General features: G+C 49.4%; 9 protein-coding genes. 2 read left to right on the top strand and 7 right to left on the bottom strand.

What is annotated here, in order from left to right; translation table 11 throughout:
- Positions 1–58: 58 nt before the first annotated feature.
- Together C5O19_RS13465 and crtD are read right to left on the bottom strand one after the other, a co-directional pair.
- Positions 59–2,842, bottom strand: coding sequence for a 2-oxoglutarate dehydrogenase E1 component (locus C5O19_RS13465; protein WP_102201056.1), 2,784 nt, complete (start codon positions 2,840–2,842; stop codon positions 59–61).
- 336 nt (positions 2,843–3,178) lie between these two features.
- Positions 3,179–4,654, bottom strand: a complete 1,476-nt coding sequence (gene crtD, locus C5O19_RS13460) for a 1-hydroxycarotenoid 3,4-desaturase CrtD (RefSeq protein ID WP_104712997.1) — start codon at positions 4,652–4,654, stop codon at positions 3,179–3,181.
- A 201-nt stretch (positions 4,655–4,855) separates the two neighbouring features.
- On the opposite strand from crtD, the gene C5O19_RS13455 reads away from it, so the two are divergent.
- Positions 4,856–6,118 carry a dipeptidase gene (locus C5O19_RS13455; RefSeq protein ID WP_104712994.1) on the top strand — a complete coding sequence of 421 codons (1,263 nt, stop codon included), beginning with the start codon at positions 4,856–4,858 and terminating at the stop codon, positions 6,116–6,118.
- Positions 6,119–6,327: 209 nt separating this feature from the next.
- On the opposite strand, the gene C5O19_RS13450 is transcribed toward C5O19_RS13455, so the two are convergent.
- Genes C5O19_RS13450 through C5O19_RS13440 form a run of 3 tightly spaced genes read right to left on the bottom strand, consistent with a single transcriptional unit; the run spans position 6,328 to position 10,140 of the window.
- On the bottom strand, positions 6,328–8,538 hold the full coding sequence (locus C5O19_RS13450; protein WP_104712992.1) for a xanthine dehydrogenase family protein molybdopterin-binding subunit: 2,211 nt from the start codon (positions 8,536–8,538) through the stop codon (positions 6,328–6,330).
- 4 nt (positions 8,539–8,542) lie between these two features.
- A complete protein-coding gene (locus C5O19_RS13445) occupies positions 8,543–9,529 on the bottom strand; it encodes an FAD binding domain-containing protein (RefSeq protein WP_104712990.1) in 987 nt (328 codons plus the stop codon).
- Positions 9,526–10,140, bottom strand: a complete 615-nt coding sequence (locus C5O19_RS13440) for a (2Fe-2S)-binding protein (RefSeq protein ID WP_104712988.1) — start codon at positions 10,138–10,140, stop codon at positions 9,526–9,528. Before C5O19_RS13440 ends, C5O19_RS13445 begins: the two co-directional genes overlap by 4 nt.
- An 818-nt stretch (positions 10,141–10,958) precedes the next feature.
- On the opposite strand from C5O19_RS13440, the gene C5O19_RS13435 reads away from it, so the two are divergent.
- Entirely contained in the window at positions 10,959–12,452 is a 1,494-nt protein-coding gene (locus tag C5O19_RS13435) for a M28 family peptidase (protein ID WP_104712986.1), read from the top strand.
- A gap of 450 nt (positions 12,453–12,902) precedes the next feature.
- Here the strand turns inward: C5O19_RS13435 and bglX are convergent, their stop codons facing one another.
- Positions 12,903–15,182, bottom strand: a complete 2,280-nt coding sequence (gene bglX / locus C5O19_RS13430; protein ID WP_104714101.1) for a beta-glucosidase BglX — start codon at positions 15,180–15,182, stop codon at positions 12,903–12,905.
- 527 nt (positions 15,183–15,709) lie between these two features.
- Positions 15,710–17,314 carry a glucoamylase family protein gene (locus tag C5O19_RS13425; protein ID WP_243406377.1) on the bottom strand — a complete coding sequence of 535 codons (1,605 nt, stop codon included), beginning with the start codon at positions 17,312–17,314 and terminating at the stop codon, positions 15,710–15,712.
- Positions 17,315–17,382 lie beyond the last annotated feature (68 nt).

Here is a 17,382-nt window from a genome sequence, read left to right as displayed (position 1 = left end):
TTTATAATCAAATGGCCGAATTCAGGCTAAACGCCACCTGAATTCGGCTTTTTATTGGTTAAGCAAAGGCTTCCTGAATGAGGGCTGCCTGTTCTTCACTATGTGTTTTGAGGAACCCAGTGGCCGGTGAAGCGGACGTTTTACGCGAAATTACTTCCATACCAACGCCACAACCAAATTCACGTAAGATAAACGACCAGTAGCCCATGTTTTTGGGTTCTTCCTGTACCCAGTACACTTTCGCTTTGGCGTATTTACCCAGTTCCTGTTGAATCTGTTTCAGGGGTAGCGGATGCAACTGTTCAACCCGAACAATCGCTACGTCTTTCCGCTGATCTTTCTGCTGTTTGTCGAGTAAGTCGTAATATACTTTACCCGTACACAACAGGACTTTCTTGACCTCTTTCGGATTCACGTACGAATCGCCAATCACTTCCCGGAAGCCACCTTTCGTCAAATCTTCAAGCGGGGATACGTTAAGCGGATGACGCAGCATGGATTTGGGAGACATGATGACCAGCGGTTTCCGGAAATCCCAGGTCAGCTGACGCCGCATGAGGTGGAAAATGTTAGCTGGTGTCGTCACGTTGGCTACCACCATGTTATAGTCACCGCATAACTGCAGGAAGCGTTCGGGGCGGGCATTCGAGTGCTCCGGACCCTGACCTTCGTAGCCGTGGGGCAGTAACATCACCAGACCGTTTTGCAGACCCCATTTCGATTCGCAGGAGCTGACAAACTGGTCAATAATGATTTGAGCACCGTTGGCGAAGTCACCAAACTGAGCTTCCCAGATCACCAGGGCGTGAGCGTTGGCCATTGAGTAACCAAACTCAAAGCCGAGTACACCGTATTCCGAAAGGAGGGAGTTGAAGATTTGCATCTGCTCCTGACCTTCTTCAATGTGGTCGATCTGCGTATAGGTCTTGTTATTCTCGGCGTCGTGCAGAACTGCGTGACGGTGGCTAAAGGTGCCCCGTTGTACGTCCTGACCCGTCATCCGTACCGTTTTGCCTTCCATTAGCAAGGAACCGTAGGCCATCAGCTCGGCCGTCGCCCAGTTCACCTGACCGTTTTCTTCCAGTAATTTCTTCCGGTCAGAAATCAGTTTATCGATCTGCTTGAGCGGTTTAAAACCTTCAGGCAACGTCGTCAGGGCTTTGAAAATTTTATCCAGATTCTCGCGGGAAACGCTCGTGTCGGGTGATTGCTCGAAATCCTCCGCTGACCCGTACCGCAGGGCTTTCCAGTCTTCGTCGAGTTTGAGCGGGTGGAATACCGGAGCTTCGGCCTGCTTCACGCCATCCAGACGATCCTGTAGGAATTGCTTGAATTCAGCTTCCATGCCCTTGGCCAGCTTGGCATCTACTTTACCACGGCTGACCAGTTGCTCGTTATAGAGTTCGAGTACGTTCTTGTGCAGCTTGATCTGCGAGTACATCGTCGGTTGGGTGAACGCCGGTTCATCCGACTCGTTGTGCCCCCAGCGACGGTAGCAAAGCATATTGATGAATACGTCCTGATTGAATTCCTGACGGTATTCAACGGCCATTTTCGATACAAACATTACGGCTTCCGGATCGTCCCCGTTCACGTGGAATACGGGAGCGTCGATGATTTTGGCAATGTCCGTACAGTAAATCGCCGAACGGCCTTCCGCCGCATCCGTCGTAAAACCAATCTGGTTGTTGATGACGAAGTGAATGGTACCCCCCGTTTTATAGGCAGGAAGTTTCGCCATTTGCGTCACTTCATACACAATACCCTGACCCGCTACGGCGGCATCGCCGTGAATCAAGATGGGCATAACCTTGTCGTAATCGCCTTCGAAAATTCCATCGGCCCGGCTGCGTACAAAACCTTCCACCACGGGGTTTACCGTTTCCAGGTGCGAAGGGTTCGGAGCCAGTTTCAGACTTACTTCCGTTCCTTTGGGCGTTACGTGGGTGCTTGAATAACCTAGGTGATATTTTACGTCTCCACCAAAGTTAATATCGTTGGGGAGGTTGTCTTCCAGTTCAGGTACCTGTCCTACGAAACCGCTGATGATTTCATCGTAGGATTTGTGCATGATGTTTACCAGCACGTTCAGACGGCCCCGGTGAGCCATCCCGATCATCACTTCCTTCACGCCCATATCGGCGGACGTATTGATGATCGTATCCAAAGAAGAAATTGTTGCTTCGCCACCTTCGAGCGAGAAGCGTTTCTGACCCAGGAATTTAGTGTGCAGGAATTGCTCGAACGTAACGGCTTCGTTGAGCTTCTTTAGAATGCGTTCTTTTTCTTCTTTCGTCGGATCGAATACCAGAGCGGCTTTCTCAATCTGATTCCGCAGCCACTCTTTTTCTTCCATGTTCCGTACGTACATGTACTCGAAACCAATATTGCCCGCGTAGATTTTCTCCAGAGCGGCCATGATTTCGCGTAGCGTAGCCGAACGACCCAGCAAGAAATGACCGGCTTCGAAAACCGTATCCAGATCTTTCTCGGAAAGTTTGTAATCTTCCAACGTCAGGCGGGCCTCTACGTTACGATCGTAACCCAGCGGATTCGTTTTCGCCAGCAAGTGACCGCGGGAACGGTACGCTTTAATCAAACTCAGTACAGAGCCTTCTTTGGCGATAAGGCCCGCATCGGCTGGTTTAGCCTGACCATTAGAAGTTCCGTTAGAAGAAACGCCATTGGTGGCTCCTTTTTCACCGTAAATGACGGAAAAATCGTAGCCTTTAAAGAAGTTTTGCCAGCTCGTATCGACGCTGGAAGGGTCCTGTTGGTATTTATCGTACAAGTCGGAAATGTAATCCACGTCCGCATTGGCGATATATGAATATTGGTCCATATCTGAAAACTGCTCGAATAATTGGGCAAAGGTAGGGGATGCAAAAGACTGAGAAGGAAAATATTCTCAAATTTCCTTAAAATTTCCGCCAAAAAGGTATAGCTTGAAAAAACACACATTTGTCGCGAGCTCCAAAGCAAGCTTCAGCGGCTTTGAACGACGGGCTAAGGATAAGGTTGCATGGGTTGGTAGTTTGATGATTCAATGAAGCCAAAGCATTGGTTAAGAAGTAAAAGCCTTTCGTTAATAAGAAATTCTCCTTGGGAAAAGCTTTTGGTTCTGTAACGTTATACAAATGATTTTGTTCAATAATTGTTGAATAAGCCCCAGTACTTTCTAGCTACTGGTTTCGGGAACCATTCCGGCGACAATACGGGCTGAAAATAAACACAACGGAATTCCGCCGCCTGGGTGTACACTACCGCCCACGAAATACAGATTTTTGATGCGGGACGAAAAATTGGGATGCCGTAAAAAGGCCGCAAACCGATTATTAGACGAAGTTCCGTAGAGGGCTCCCTGATAGGAAGAGGTACGAAGTTCAATACTTCGGGGGTCTAATATCGATTCACTCTCAATGAATGGTTCTATGTCCACGCCTAGGCTCCGGCTGACTTTTGCCAGGATAGCTTGCCGGGTTTGGGCAATGATGGTGTCCCAATCTTGCCCCTCGTTGGCGGGAGCGTTAATGAGTACAAACCAGTTTTCACCGCCTGCGGGGGCATCGTCCTTCTTGATTTTGGAACTGATGTGCAGGTATACCGTGGGGTCGTAGTAAATAGTTTTATACTGAAACTGGTGTTCGAACTCGGCCTTGTAATCGTTCGAAAAGAAAATATTGTGTACGCCCAGTTCCGCAAATTCCCGCCGTACGCCCCAGTAGAAAATCAGACCTGAACCCGAACGGGGTTGTTGTAACGTACGCTCCGGGGCTTTCTCGGTGGGAAGCAATTTTCGGTACGTGGGCGTAATGTCCATGTTTGAGACAACTATACTACAGGGAATTTCCTGACCCTGCACTACCACACCGACAGCTTTGCCATCGCGTACCTGAATGCGTTCCACTTTGGACTGGTACCGAAACTGAACCCCTTTTCGCTCGGCCAGAGCGATCAGACTTTCGGTGATACTGACCATCCCTTTTTTCGGAAAATACGCTCCGATGTTGTACTCCAGATGCGGAATCATGTTGAGCAACGCGGGCGTCTGATACGGATCGGAGCCGTTATACGTTGCGTAACGGTTGAAGAGTTGTACGACTTTCGTCTGCTGGAAACGTTGTTCGTTCGCCTGATTCATGGTACCTAAAACCCCCAGTCGTGGAAAATTCAGGTAGCCTCGCAGGGCTTTCCGACTGAGCCAAGTGGACGCTTTATGCAGGGAATCTTTCAGGAAAAGCTGTTCGGTAATGTCGTATTGAAAGGCACTGTGTTGAAGGAAGTTACGAACGTGAGCCGCTGGTTCGCCGAGGGTTTGTTCCACTTCCTGAGCAAACTGGTCCGGATTCGCCGAAGCCGTCAGCCACGTACCATCATCCCAGAAGTAATGACAGATGTCGGGCAGGCGTTCGTAGGTAAAATGCTCCCTGGGATCTTCGCCTGCCAGTATAAAAAGTTCCTCGACTAGTTGAGGCATGGTGAACAGCGAAGGCCCCGCATCGAAGCGATACCCTTTTTCTTCAAAAGCCGACAACTTGCCGCCGGGATACGTATTCGCCTCAAATACGGTAACGGGATAGCCCTTCACGGCTAAACGTATAGCGGTGGCAATACCGCCTATGCCCGCTCCGATAACGGCTGCCGTTTGGTTCATGAATTCCTACTGTTTTTGAATACGTAAGCAGAAAACAGGGGGAATGTTTAAAAAAGAATGATCGCGACTCTTCGCAAACTTATCGCTATTGTTTTTCTTGTGATCGCTATCGTTTATATCGTGATATGTGTATTTAACGAAATATTTATACCTTTAGTGGACTATACTTCCCAATTTTGGTAAACCTTTTTATCGACGGATATGAAAAAAATTTTCCTTGCTTTACCCCTGATTGGTTTAAGCCAACTGGTATCGGCACAGCAGGAGGCCAAGCTGATTGAAAAAGCCAAGAAAATTCACGCCAAGGTGTTTACGCTGGATACCCACGCCGATACGCCGATGCGGATGGTCGGAAAAGGCTTTGACATTTCGAAGGATAATACGCCCACACCCGGAGCGGTTACGGGTTTTGATTCGAAGATTGACTTTCCCCGCATGAAAAAAGGCGGCGTGGATGGCATTTTCTTCGCCGTGTACCAGGGACAGGGCCCCCGTACCCCCGAGGCCAATGCCAAAGTACAAAAAATGGCGATGACGATTCTGGACTCGATGTACGCTCAGATCAACCGACATCCGGAAATGGGCAAAATTGTAACGACCCAGGAAGAGGCGATGGCTCAGGAAAAAGCGGGCAAACGGTCGATTTTTATTGGCATGGAAAATGGCTATCAGATCGGGAACGATCTGTCGCTGCTTCAAAAGTTTTATGATCGCGGCGTACGCTACATGACGCTTTCTCACTCGGCAAATAACGATATCTGCGACTCATCGACCGATCCCAAAGGGCCGGAATTCAACGGCCTGAGTCCATTTGGTGAAAAAGTAGTAGCGGAAATGAACCGGCTCGGCATGATTATTGATATTTCGCACGTATCCGACAGTACGGTGTGGGATTTAATCAAATTGTCGAAAGCACCCATCGTCGCCACGCACTCCGATGCCTGGGCCGTACTCAACCATCCCCGAAACCTGAATGATGATTTACTACGAGCCATTGCCAAAAAAGGCGGCGTGGTGCAGTTGAATTTACTAAGTAGCTATATTAAAGAAGCTCCCAAAAATCCCGAACGCGAGGCAGCAACGGCTGAAATCCGTAAGAAGTATACGACGGGTGGGGCCATGTCGGACGAACAAATGAAAGCCATGCGGACGGAAATGCGGGAACTGAACAAGAAATACCCTGTACCGTTGGCTACAGTGAAAGATGCAATCAATCACCTCGACCATTTTGTGAAAATCATGGGCGTGGATCATGTGGGCATCGGCGGTGATTATGACGGCGGTGGTTACCTGGCTGATTGTTTCGACATTTCTGAATACGAAAACCTGACGATTGAAATGGTTCGTCGTGGCTACAGCGAAAAGGACCTGAAAAAAATCTGGGGTGATAACTTTTTCCGGGTGATGAAGGATGTTAAGAGAGTAGGCGAGAAAATCCGGAGCGGCGACATGGCTATGCGATAAAACCGAGGATTTCAACCCACAAAAAATAGAACGTCCCTGACTTGTACAGTCAGGGACGTCTTTATTAAAGGCAAGTATATCCTAATCGTTGACGCTACAAATAATAGGTTCGCTCCCTAATCTCATTGTTTATTACCTAGTGACTTATCTATAACTTCATAGCCAATGAGGTACTAACAACCAACAACTATAACAACCACTAATTAAGCCTAAATCAACTTATCCGGCGTAATCGGTAATTCCCGAATCCGTTTTCCAGTGGCGTTGTACACCGCATTGGCAATGGCTGGAGCCATCCCAATAATGGCGATTTCGCCCAGTCCTTTGGCTCCCATGGGATTAATGTAGGTGTCTTTTTTATCGACAAACAAGACATCAATATCGGGTATGTCGGCATTGACGGGTACGTGATAATTAGCCAGATCGTTGTTGATATACCGTCCGTAGCGGTGGTCAATGACGGCTTCTTCCTGTAAAGCCATGCCGATACCACCCACGGCTCCGCCCATCATCTGGCTGCTGGCCGTTTTGTGATTCACAATTGTACCCGCATCCGCTACGGCCACGGCGTGTTTGACCCGGACTACGCCCGTTGTGGGGTGTACGTGAACTTTCACAAAATGCACGGAGAAGGAATACATGGCAAATTTCTTCCCTTCTTCGCCCGGTTTCGCCTCTTTAGTTACTTCCAGCATCGGCAGATTATTCCGCTTTAGAATTTCCGTGTAGGCAATACTGGCCGAGCGATCGTTAGGGGAACGAACGCGGCCCTCTTCGTAAACCAGCGTATCCACTTTGGCTTTTTTCAGAGCATTGCCCGAAAGTTCCACCAGTTGCTGACGCAAAGCCATACAGGCTTCGTGTACCGCCGAACCTACCGAAGCCACCGTTGCCGAACCACCCTGAATAGGAGCGTAAGGAAAAGCTGTTTCGCCTAATTCGAACTTGATTCGTTCAGCGGGCATACCCATGACTTCAGCGGCAATTTGCACCATGGCCGTACCCGTTCCCGGACCAATATCACTGGCTGCACTTTGGATGAGCAAGGTACCATCCGCTTTAATCTGAGCCCGGGCCGTCGCCTCGCGTCGGTGGGCTCCGAACGTACCCGTTGCCATGCCGTACCCCACCCACATGCCGTTTTCTTTTTTACTGCGGGGTTCTTTCGGGCGGTTCGACCAGCCGATTTTATCGGCTCCCAACTGATAGGCCTCCCGAACGTGGTTACTCGACCAGGGTAAATCCTGCTCGGGGTCTTTTTCGGGATAGTTTTTAATTCGTAAGTCAATCGGGTCCATGTTCAGGGCATACGACAATTCATCAATTGCTGATTCCAAAGCAAAAGCTCCCGTCGCTTCGCCGGGTCCACGCATCGGAATGGGCGTACAAATGTCAAGCGGTACAACCCGATAGGTCGTGTTAACGTTGGGCGAACGATACAGAAACCGCGTCATGCCCACCGTCGCCTCGGTAAACTCTTCGTAGTTACTGTTCTGAACATTTGCCCAGTGGGAAATGCCGACAAACTTTCCGTCTTTATTGGCTCCAATGCCTACTTTTTGATGCGTATGCGGTCGGTAACCCGCGATGGTAAACATCTGATCCCGCGTAATTACCAGCTTGACCGGACGCTGTACTTTCTGAGCCGCCAGTATCGTGGCAATTTCGTGCGGCCATACTCGCAGCGACATTCCGAAGGCTCCCCCCACAAACTGTGAGTGAACGGATACGTTTTCTTTGGGAATTTTAAAGGTATCGGCAATGACCTGCTGGGTCATCTTTACGCCCTGCGTCTTCGCGTACACGGTGATTTTGTCCGGACCTTCCCACTGAGCCAGAATGCCGTGTAATTCCATCGGATTGTGTACCTCCGTGGGCTGAATGTACTCGGCTTCAATCTTAATTGGTGCCGTTTGATAGGCGTCTTTCTGACCCCGTTGATAATCCTGCAGGGACTTGCTTTTGGGCGTAATTCCTTTATCTAAGTTGCTTTTGAGCTCTGTCTGATGCGAAGACTTTTCGTACTGAGCAGTCACGAGTGAAGCCGCGTAGGTAGCCCGTTCAAAGGTATCTGCTACGACCATCGCGATGGGTTGACCGTTGAAGTAGATGTTGTTATCGTGGAAGGCTTTCATGCCGGGACCGCGTCCGGAAGACGTTTTGCTCGGTTCTTCCGTTTGGTAAGCAGGTGTTTTCGGAGCGTTCAGGTGGGAAATAACCGCCAGTACGCCCGGAGCACTTTCGGCCTTTTTCGTATCCAGACTCTTTATCGTTCCTTTCGTAATCGTGCTCGGAACCAGTACCCCGTAGACCAGATTAGGTACTTCAAATTCGGCGAAATATTTGGCGGCCCCCGTCACTTTTAACTGAGCATCGACGCGACTCATGCGTCCGCCAATTCGTTCATCTTTATTTTTCATGGGCTTATGCGGTTAGGCCTGCGGCCATTTTCAAAGCTTCTACAATCGTATTAGGGGCAAGCTTGAGTTTGAAGGCATTGTACTCATACGCCCGGGCTCCGGCCATCGCCTGCTGAGCAGCCTGTTGAAACGTAGCTTCGGACACGGTTTTGCCTACCAAAGCCTTTTCCACTTCCTGCAAACGCCAGGGTTTGTGGGCCACTCCGCCCATTGCCAGTCGGGCTGACTTGATAGTTTTACCCTCCAGCTCCAACGCCGCCGCTACGGAGACCAACGCAAAAGCGTACGAAGCCCGATCGCGTACTTTCAGGTAATGAGCGTGTTGCGTATAGGGCGAATCCGGTAGCGTTACGGCTACGATCAATTCATCTTTTTCCAGCGTATTGTCTTTTTCGGGACGATCGCCGGGCAAGCGATGAAATTCGGTGAAAGGAATGGTTCGTTCGCCTTTGGGACCTTGTACGACTACCGTAGCGTCGAGGGCTACCAACGCTACGCACATATCACTGGGGTGGACGGCGATGCAGTGTTCGCTCGTGCCGAAGATGGCGTGCATGCGATTGTAGCCTTCTTTGGCTCCGCAACCCGTTCCCGGCTGCCGTTTATTGCAGGGCATCTCGGTATCGTAGAAATAGCCACAACGTGTACGCTGGAGCATATTACCACCTACCGTAGCCTTGTTCCGTAACTGAGCCGAAGCCCCTGCATTGAGAGCTTGAGCCAGCAGAGGCCACTTGTCCAAAATCAGTTTATCGTCGGCTACTTGGCTGTTGAGGGCCATGGCTCCGATGCGAACACCCGTGGCTTCTTTTTCAATTCTGTTCAGCGGTAAACGACTGATGTCGATGAGTTTATCCGGAGCCGTTACCCCCCGTTTCATCAAATCCACCAGATTGGTACCTCCGGCGATGAACTGAGCGGAAGGGTCTTTGACTAATGCTTCGAGAGCCGACTTAGCCGTATTAGCCCGGACGTATTGAAAGGCTTTCATACCGTTTGTCCTCCTTTCTTCACGTCCATAATGGCATCAACAATATTGGGATAGGCTCCACAGCGGCAGATGTTCCCACTCATGTATTCCCGGATTTCGTCCTCGGAATTGGCGTGTCCTTCGCGGATACACGCCACCGCCGACATAATCTGACCGGGCGTGCAGTAACCGCATTGAAAACCGTCGTGTTTGACGAAAGCCTCCTGCATGGGATGCAGGGTATCGCCCTTAGCCAGTCCTTCAATGGTCGTGATTTTCTTTCCTTCTTCGGTTACTGCCAGGGTCAGGCAGGAATTAATTCGCTGGCCGTCGGAATGTACGGTGCAGGCTCCGCATTGGCCGTAATCGCAACCTTTTTTGGTACCCGTCAGGTGCAGTTGTTCGCGTAAAAGGTCGAGTAGGGTCGTACGCGGTTCTACGCTCAGGGTATGCTTGACCCCATTAATTTCCAGTTTCAACGGCACTTTTTCAAAAGGAGCCGCAATTTTTTCATCCCAATTCGGGTCCTTGATTGCCTTTTCGGGAGACAGCACCAGAGCCGACAACACCGACGATTGCTTCAAAAAATCGCGGCGGGCTTCGTTTTCAATAGTCTTTTTGCTCGTTTTCATAAAGTTCTAAAAATGAAGTGTGCTTTTTAGAGGTGCTCTATTTATTTAAATCGGGTTTTGCCCCATAAGCACGGCTGATTGGTAGACTATAAGCAATCCTGTGAACTGCTTATCAAAAATTTTGCTCTTTTAAAGCTTCGTTAGCCACCTAGACCGAATTCGGTTCTCTATACTGACTGGCTAGTAGGCCGTAAGCCTTCCAGGCTGGACCTCTCCACGACTAACGACAGCTTGCTCTGAGCCACCGCATGGCTGCTGTCGTAGGTCGTTCCGTTGCCATTCCATGGTGGCCCCCATAGAATGGCTTACGGGGGGAGGGATTTTTAGCTTTTATCAATAGTTGTTGGTGGTTGTTAGAAGACAGTTAAATACCTGCATGGAGGGCATAAAACCGAACCCCATCTTATCACGAAAAGCCGCATACCATTTCATGGTGGCCCTGAGCAGGATGAAGTCAGCGGTGGGCGTGCCGGCATGCGATGCCCGGCATGGAATGCATACGGACTAAATGACCAGCCTTCTCAGCGGGACGAAACAGGTCTTCATTTAATGCAATACTTCCAATCACAAAACGAAAAGGCTCTTCTTATTAAATCAATACTTTATTCAAATCCCTATTCATACAGATTAAAAAACTCTGCCATTCAGAAGTTTTCGGGCTTTTTTCGAAAAATAGTCTTTTCAATCACAGCAAAATCAGGTAAAACAAATCATAAGTGCCTTGCCAGCACTTCATTTTAACCTTTGATCGCTTTTTGCAATAAAAACCTATGTTTTATCGCTTACTTTAAGGGTTTGATTTCCATTCTATTCACTTCATGAAAAAACTGCTTACGTTGTTGGCTTTGAGTCCGCTGGCTTTCGCTCAGGCTCAGAATCCAACGAAATTCGCCGAGACCATCAAGGCGGAAGATCTTAAAAAACACCTCTCGTACCTGGCTTCCGATGCACTGGAAGGTCGCGGTACCGGAACGCCCGGCCAGCACAAAGCGGCTGAATACATTGCCAACCATTTCAAAAGTCTGGGTTTAAAGGGCATTGGTCCCGGTGGGAGCTACCTGCAACCCGTTGAGCTGGTTGAGCTGGGTTGGGGCGATGTGTACCTGAAGACCCCCAGCGGTACGAAAGAATTACTGAAAGATTTCTACGTAACGGGGTCGGGAAATTTCTCCAAAGAAGAGACCCTGGATATCGTACTGGTCGGTTACGGAACGGATGAAGATCTGAACGGGCTAAACCTGGATGGGAAAGCTGCGTTGTTACTTGCCGCCGAACCCCGTAACGCCGAAGCCACCCGCAAGAAAATGGCCGTGTTGAAGGAAAAAGGAGTGCGTTGTGTGCTGACCATTGCTCCGGGAGCCGATGAACAAACCGATAAACTTTACGGTCGGATGCGGGCATACTCACCCCGGATGAATCGCCTGACGTTCAAGGATGAAAAACGTCCAGAATCTACCTTGTTATCCGTGCAGATAAAACAGGGATTGGCAAAGGAAATGCTGGGTCTTGATGATACGCAACTGGCGGATCTGATGGCGGGGAAGACGAAACCTACTGATCTCAAGAAAACCCTGACGCTGAAAGCTGAAGAGAAACAGACGCCTATCGAAACGTCAAACGTCGTTGGTTTCCTGGAAGGTACGGATAAGAAAAACGAAGTACTGGTGGTAACGGCTCACTACGATCACATCGGTATCTCGCCCGATGGACAGATCAACAACGGAGCCAATGACGACGGTTCGGGTACGGTTGGCGTGATGGAATTGGCGGAGGCTTTCTCCAAAGCGGCCAAAGCTGGTAATCGTCCGCGTCGCAGCATCTTGTTCATGACCGTAACGGGTGAAGAAAAAGGGCTGCTAGGTTCGGAATACTACGTAAACCACCCACTAATTCCGCTGGAAAACACCATTGCCGATTTGAACATTGACATGATTGGCCGGGTGGACAAAGCCCACGAAGGGAAACCGGATTACATCTACGTGATTGGCTCGGATAAACTTTCTTCGGAACTGCACGCGATCAATGAAGAAGCGAACAAAAAGTACATCAAGATGGATCTGGACTATACGTTCAACGACCCTAACGATGTAAACCGTTTCTATTACCGCTCGGACCACTACAACTTTGCGGCTAAGAAAATCCCCATCATTTTCTACTTCAACGGTGTGCACGATGATTACCACCGCCCAACGGATGACGTGGAAAAAATCCAATTCGACAAGGCTGAGAAAACGGCCCGTCTGGTCTTCTATACCGCCTGGGAATTGGTGAATCGGGACAAGCGTATTGTCGTTGATTCCAATAAACCTTAAGATTTTAGAAGCACCAAGAAGCCCTGTTTACCACTGGTAAACAGGGCTTTTGTTTTGTAAATAATTGATAGTTAGGAAATGATAAAAGAAGGCTAAGAGCTAGAACAAGGAGTAAACGTCAACTGCAAAACCTGTAGTTTAATGGAATTTCGAGAAAGCGGACAGGTTCTCGTTCAGGAGATTAAAAAATAATAGGTTGAAGGCGAACTAGTAGTTGCTAGTTGTCTAGGCTGCGACATTGACAAATGTCAAAGAAAATGGAGAAACAAGCAATACCCACAAATGGGTAGGAATTGACTTAATGATCAGAAAAACGAATGATAAAGTTGTAGGCTTTTCCCAAAAGTTTTTTAGCCTGAAATGGGCAGGGCAATTGCGGAGGCAGAGGAAAGAATAGTAGCATAAAAAAGGCCAGCATTTCAGCTGACCTTTTTTATACGGCGGCAGGTTTTATTTAGTCCACTGCACGTTCGCCGTTTTTACTTCGCTGGAATTGGTACCGATCTGAATACCAAATTCGCCCCCTTCCCAGTCGTATTTCAAATCCGTAGTATAGAATTTGAGCTGTTCGGGTGTGATACGGAAGGTGACTTCCTTACTCTCGCCGGGTTTCAGACTGATCTTCTGAAAGCCTTTCAGGTCTTTCACCGAACGCGTTACACTCGCCACCGGATCGCTGATGTAGAGCTGAACAACTTCTTCACCCGTGTACTTGCCCGTGTTTTTTACAGTCACACTTGCCTGTAATGTCTGATTGCCCTTTAGGGTGGTCTGGCTGAGTTTGACTTCGCTGTAACTGAATGTAGTATAACTTAAACCGTACCCAAAGGGAAATAACGGATCGTTGGGTACATCGAGGTAACGAGATTTGAATTTATCCAGCAAAACTCCTTCGTACGGGCGACCTGTGTTCTTGTGGTTGTAATAAATGGGAATCTGACCAACGTTGCGGGGGAACGTAGCCGTTAGTTTTCCGGCAGGATTATAGTTGCCAAACAAAACGTCTGCGATAGCATTGCCCGATTCACTACCGCCAAACCAGGCTTCGAGCATGGCATCGGCGTTGTCGTTTTCCCAGGTAAGCGTCAGCGGACGACCGCTCATCAGCACGAGTACCAGCGGTTTGCCCGTTTTTTTCAGTGCTTTCAGTAAGTCTTTCTGATTTTCGGGAATGCCAATATCGGACCGACTCGAAGCTTCGCCCGACATTTCCTGAGCTTCGCCTACAACGGCTATAATGACGTCCGACTGCCGAGCCACCTTTACGGCTTCCTCGATCATCGCTTCGGGCGAACGGGGGTCTACGTCTACGAGTCCATTCTGAGCGTTCAATCGCTGAATTAGCAGTGTATCCGTGGTGAAGTTGGCTCCTTTGGCGTAATTGATTTTTACACTATTACCCGCTACATTCTTAATGCCTTCCGCCACGGTCACGGCTTTTTTCCAGTCTCCAGCAATATTCCAGGTACCCAGCATGTTCTTGCGATCATCCGCCAGAGGGCCAATCAGAGCAATACTGCCGCTTTTTTTCAGGGGTAACGTCTGATTCGCATTCTTGAGTAGGACATGACTACGGGCAGCCAGGTCGCGGGCAAAGGCCCGGTTCTCGGGCGTCAAAATTTCTTTAGCCGGACGCGACTCGTCCAGGTACCGGTATGGATCGTCAAACAAGCCTAATTTGTACTTAGCTTCTAGAATCCGGCGGCAGGCCTGATCGATTTCTTTTTGGGTGATCTTGCCTTCGTTCAGCGATTGTTTGAGCGTTGTTAAAAAGCCTTCGCCCACCATATCCATGTCGGTACCAGCTTTTAAAGCCAGAGCCGAAACCTGTTTCAAATCCCCCAGACCGTGGGCAATCATTTCGTTAATAGCGGTGTAGTCGGTTACCACCAAGCCTTTAAAGCCCCATTGTTTGCGTAACAAATCGGTTACGAGCCATTTATTGGCCGTCGCTGGTACCGCGTCGATTTCGTTGAAGGAAGTCATCACACTACCTACACCCGCGTCGATAGCGGCTTTGTACGGCGGCAAGTAGTATTCAAACATTTTGATACGGCTCATATCCACCGTATTGTAATCACGGCCCGCTTCAGCCGCTCCGTACAGAGCAAAGTGTTTGACGCAGGCGAGAACCGTATTCGTTTCCTTAAAGCTGGTGCCCTGATACCCGCGAATCATGGCTTTGGCAATGAGCGAACCGAGGTAGGGGTCTTCCCCGGAACTTTCGGAAATCCGGCCCCAGCGAGGATCACGGGCAATATCGACCATGGGTGAGAACACCCAGTTCAGCCCATCCGCGGTAGCTTCGGTCGCAGCAATGCGGGCACTTTTCTCAATGCGTTCGAGATCCCAGGTAGACGAAATGCCGAGGGGAATGGGAAAGCTGGTTTTGTGTCCGTGAATGACGTCGAGTCCGAACAGCAGAGGAATGTGCAGCCGGGAATTTTTTACGGCCAGTTCCTGAGGTTTGCGTACCAGCGTCGGATCATAAATGCCGAATAAACCGCCGACTTTACCCGCTTTAATGTTGGCTTCTACGTTTTGGGAAACCGTAGCTCCCGTCGCCGTAAATCCGCCTGGCGTTACCAGATTGAGCTGACCGATTTTTTCATCAATCGTCATCTGCCCCATGAGCTTGGTGACGAAGGTATTCATTTTAGCCTCCGGCGTCTGAGCCTGTACCTGAAGTTGGAACAGACCCGCCAGAAGCAGAAGAGAAGTCTTTTTCATGGAATAAATCATTTATTGATTTCTTGCAGAGTCAAACGGAGTTAGGTTACGTTAGTATGGCTTGGGGCCAATCCATGGCGAGAAAGCTTTGCTCTTTTAGAACTTCGTTATTCACCTAGACCGAGTCTGGGCCCTTAAGCACGGCTATTCGGTAGCCCGTAAGCCTTCCAGGCTGGACCTCTCCACGACTGACCATTCCATGGCGGCGACAGCCCGCTCAAACCCACCGCATTGCGGCTATCGTAGGTCGTTCTGTTGCTTCCGGGCGGGAGAGGTTTTCATCTCCCAGCCTTTCATTTAGTTGTTCGTCAATAGTTGCTAGTTGTTAAAAGACAACTTGAAGCCTACATGGACGGCATAAACCCGGGCTCCGTCCTATCGCATTCCATGCCGGCCGGCATGGAATGGTTTCATCCGCAATGTGGTGGCCTAAAGCAGAGTGAAAAAAGCGGAGTTTGCGATATGGACTAAAAGAGCAGCCAACTCAATGGGACGAAAACTGCAGATATGCTACCAATAACCAATAATTACCGCAATACCAACTTCATCACCTTCTTCACCGAACCCTGCGTAATCGTTGCTATATATTTTCCTCCGGCAGCGTCGAAGGATTGAGTATGTGTACCGGGCGTTAGCGTTTTATTATCTACCACTTTAATGGTTGTACCACTAGTACCCGTGAGTTCAATGGTAACGGGTTGTGTACCGGCCACGGCAAATTCCAGCGGGTATTTACCCGTGTCGCTGTGTCGCATCAGACTCCATTCGCCGGTAGTCGGGTGTGGTTGGTAGGCGTAGAAGCCCGTCGGGTAGGAGGGGTTCTCAATACCCATTTTCTTCAGTCCCGTTTGAATTTCAGTAATGCGTTCGCCCACTTTCCAAATCAGGCCTGTCCGGTAGTTTTCCATCATCACGACAATCGGCCCCTGATCAATCGCCAGATACTGATTGGAGTACCAGTTTTTCGACGCATTGTAGGCATCATAAAAACCATATTCACTAAACAGACGATTGCCGTGTTTCAGATATAAATACCGCAGTGCCTGCCAGGATTCATAAGGCGTATACGGGAAAGCCGACAAAGCCGCCGTGGGCGTAATCGTACCGTTATCGTTGGTGGGCGAGTGAGCGTCGTAGAAATTGTAATCGTCGCTGGCGGTTAGACCCCAGTTTTCTTCGGAATACCCGTATGCTTTAGGAGCTTTTTCGGCACAGTACACCCAGTTAATCAACGTATGGGCCTGATTCATTTGCCAGTAGTTCGTGTGCTGATCCTGCATGCGTCGTGGGTCCATACTCAGATACGAGTAATGGCTGAAGAAGAGTGGACCGCCGTAGGGGAAACCAATGTCGAGCTTATAACCCATGTACTTATTTCCATTGGTAAAGTGATTCGACTGTTTCCAGGTATTTTCGTAGACCTGCGGCGTAATGGCGTGCGTGGGTGAGCCCAGAGCCAGCACATACGTAATCAGACATTCATTATAGCCTTCGATCGGCATATTCATGTCCCAGTTGTATTGCTTCGACCAGTGCCAGCGAAGTTTGCCATCGTGCACGTACCAGTCCCACTCGATGCCTTCCCAGAGTTTGGTAATCTGGTTACGAAGTTTCTTTTCGGCGGCAGTATTGCCGTTGAAGTATTCTCGGGCCACAAGTAGACCGTTGGTTAGAAAAGCGGTTTCTACCAGATCACCGCCGTTATCTTTTTGTCCAAAAGGAACGACCCGGCCCGTGTTGCCATCAATCCAGTGCGACCAGGCTCCGTGAAAGCGGTCGGCTTTTTCCAGAAAATCGGCAATTTTTTGTACGCGGGCTACGGCGGCCTCGCGGGTAATCCACTGCCGCTCGGCGGCTACGACCATTCCCATCAAGCCAAAACCCGTACCGCCCGTCGTGACGATATTGGGCGTGGCTGTACGTTCGGCAGCCATGCCCGAAATGGGATGCCCGAAATCCCAGAAGTAACGGAACGTAGCTTTTTGTACGACGTCCATGTATTCGCTCTTCTCGGAAGGCAGCGTTTCTGTATCTGTAGTTTTAGAATGGGTAGTCGGGACGGACTTGGTACACGAAACAAACGTCAATGTACAAGCCATGACGCCCGTCAGAAGCGTGGAGTATATTCTCATAAAGCAGAAAGAGTAGGGCGGAAAAGAATACCAAATATACTTTGAAGCGAAAGAGGTAATCAGAAGAA

The organism is Siphonobacter curvatus, from assembly GCF_002943425.1.
In the GTDB taxonomy this organism is placed as follows: Bacteria; Bacteroidota; Bacteroidia; order Cytophagales; family Spirosomataceae; genus Siphonobacter; species Siphonobacter curvatus.
The sequence above is the reverse complement of the archived record's forward strand: the minus strand, read 5'-3'. Positions and strand labels throughout refer to the sequence as shown.